The following is a 2451-nucleotide window of genomic DNA, read 5'->3' on the forward strand; positions in this document are numbered from 1 at the left end:
GGTGTCGATCCCGAGTTCGTAGTGGCCGCGGCGGATGTTCTGGACGAAGGCATGCCCTGCGCTGATCGTCTGGACAGAGCGCAGCCGTTTCAGTCCGCGCATCGGGCGGAGCCTGGCTTTCAACCGGCTGTGATCGGATTCGATCCGGTTGTTCTCCCGCGCGGCATCCACGTGACAGGCCTCGGGTACCAGCTCGTCGAGGATCCGCGGGTAAACGGCGGCCTTGTCGGTGGTGACCTCGACCGGCCGGCGGCCGTGAGACAGCGCCGCGGTGAAGAACCGGCGTGCCGCAGCCTGGTCGCGTCGTGCGCTGGCGAGGACGTCGATGACCTGCCCGTGCTGGTCAACCGCCCTGTACAGGTACGTCCACCGGCCGGCGACCTTGACATACGTCTCGTCGACGAACCACCTGTCCCCGGGCAGGTGCCGGCACGGCCTCGCCGCGTCGACGAGCAGGGGCGTGAAGCGCTGCACGCAACAGGTTGGCGAACTTCACTTTTTGCGCGGCGGTGGACGAGGCAGAAGCGGCGCGGGTCGTCTAGGAACCGAAATTACACCGTGATGTCCGTCACTTCCAACACACGGAATCAGGTACGCAAGTAGTCGCAGCAACGCTTGACCTGCCCACACTCGGTTGCTTGCTACCGCAAGTAGTCCAGCTCTACCGACGTGGCCGTGCCGCTCGCCGCTTCGCGGGATGATCGATTAGTCGGCAGCGTCCGGCGGCCGGAGGTCCGTACGCGCACCCCTTCCGGGGCGGCTGGCCATCCATGCATCGAAGGTGGACGTCTTCCACCTGGGTCGGTCGGGTACCGAGATGTCGTCTGGCTCAGGAAGTAGTCCTTTGGCGCGATAGTTACGCAGCGTGCCCGGTCTAATGCCGGCCCGTTCCGCCATCTCGCGGTAACCGATCAACGGGTCTTCCGCCACGTACCTACCTGTTCTTCGGAACTATGGGACGCCATGCCCTATAGTTGGTGATGTTGGCGGTTCCGGCGGGTGTTGCACCACCCACCGGAACCTTGATCACAACCTGGGTGAACAGGGGTGACCCGTGTCTAGTATTCCGCCGTCCGGTCGGGGTGGCTGGCGCAACCCGTACGAAGGGCGTCCGTTCGTCACGATCAATCCGCATGACGATCACGGTCTGTACGACCTGGCGATGACGCCGGGCGCGAGCCTGCGCGACTTGGTGGACGTTACGGCGACGCTTCCGCCGGTTCTCTTTATCGATCATTGGCGGGTGAGTCCCGGCGATTCTGCGGTGATCCTGCGGTTCCGGACCTTGCCGGACCTTGGTTCCCTGCTCGGCGGCCTCTGATGGCGGCCGGATGGGTACCGCCGTGCGTCCAGGTGGGTCCGGCGGCGTGGACTCCCTACCAAGAGGCGCTTCACGTGCTGCTGTTGGCTGCTCCGGTGGGTCCGACTGGCGTGCGGCTGCGTGGTGAGCTGGTTCGGCTCGATCCTCGAAGCGTCGTGGCGTTGGCGGACATGGTCCGCGACCGTCGGCCGGTGCGGGTGTAGCTGCGGCGCTCTGAGAGCACTTCGGCGTTCTTGAGGGCTGCGCTGTGCGGCGTGCCTGCTCCCACTGGGCGGCGGGGCTGACTCGGCGGCCAAGAGCACCGGAACGGCTGCGCTCGGCGGCGGCCACGGACACGAACCCCACCGGACACATAACGTATCGTTCCGTTTCATCCATCCTAATCGAGACGAAACGGAAGGATAGGAAGCGTGATCGTTCCGGTGTCTATCGGCCGGTCTCAGGACCATACACCCGTGGGGGCAGGCGATCCGACGGGCACAGGGCCGCTCGTCGGCCTTGCGGCGCTCCGGTTGGGTGGTCGTCGACCCTCGACATGCCGGGGGCTTGAGCTGGTCCTCCGTCGGGCGGGCAGGCGTAGCCCTACCCCAGGTTCCTTCGGCCGTGCAAGGGCACCGACGGCGCTCGACCCCACCGGAAGGCGTGTGCCCTTGCGCGGTCGGAGGGTTCTGGGGTTGCCTGTGGTGTCCGTCCGGCGGGGGAACCAGCGGACGTGCCGCGCCGCTGCCCTCCGGCACCGCCGGCGGTCTCCCTCCTCCGGAGAAAGGGCCGGGGTTCGGGGCAGAGCCCCGTCACATCCCGACACGCATCTCGCCTGTCCCTCTCAAGGCGCATGGCACAGCACAGGAACGCAACGACGCTCCGACGCGCCGAACGGGCGGCCGGTCCGACGCGCCCGGGGTGGGGTGCCGACCGGAGGGAGGCGGGGCCCCGCCCCGGGCGCGCGGCGGGGCGGACGGGGTCCTGTTCGGCGCGGCGCGTGCGGCGCCCCTGCCTCGTTCTGGCTGGCCAACTGGGGTTGCCGCCCCGAAGGGGCCAGGGCCTCGGCAAGTTTGCTGGTAAGCAGACTTTCGGCGTTGTGTGGGGCTTCCAGTGGTGTTGCGTAGCGCGCTTCTGACGCGAGGCCGGGG

At 67.6% G+C, this 2451-nt stretch carries 2 protein-coding genes and 1 pseudogene; 2 read left to right on the forward strand and 1 reads right to left on the reverse strand.

Annotation, left to right across the window (positions count from 1 at the left end; translation table 11 throughout):
* Positions 1 to 474: pseudogene (locus BMG523DRAFT_RS22115) on the reverse strand (IS6 family transposase); the annotation flags it as partial.
* A 580-nt stretch (positions 475 to 1054) separates the two neighbouring features.
* On the opposite strand from BMG523DRAFT_RS22115, the gene BMG523DRAFT_RS22120 reads away from it, so the two are divergent.
* Entirely contained in the window at positions 1055 to 1321 is a 267-nt protein-coding gene (locus BMG523DRAFT_RS22120) for a hypothetical protein (protein WP_011438461.1), read from the forward strand.
* A gap of 74 nt (positions 1322 to 1395) precedes the next feature.
* On the forward strand, positions 1396 to 1524 hold the full coding sequence (locus BMG523DRAFT_RS27070) for a hypothetical protein (protein WP_255353912.1): 129 nt from the start codon (positions 1396 to 1398) through the stop codon (positions 1522 to 1524).
* The last annotated feature ends 927 nt before the right edge of the window (positions 1525 to 2451 follow it).

It is taken from the genome of Frankia sp. BMG5.23 (assembly GCF_000685765.2).
Lineage (GTDB): Bacteria > Actinomycetota > Actinomycetes > Frankiales > Frankiaceae > Frankia > Frankia casuarinae.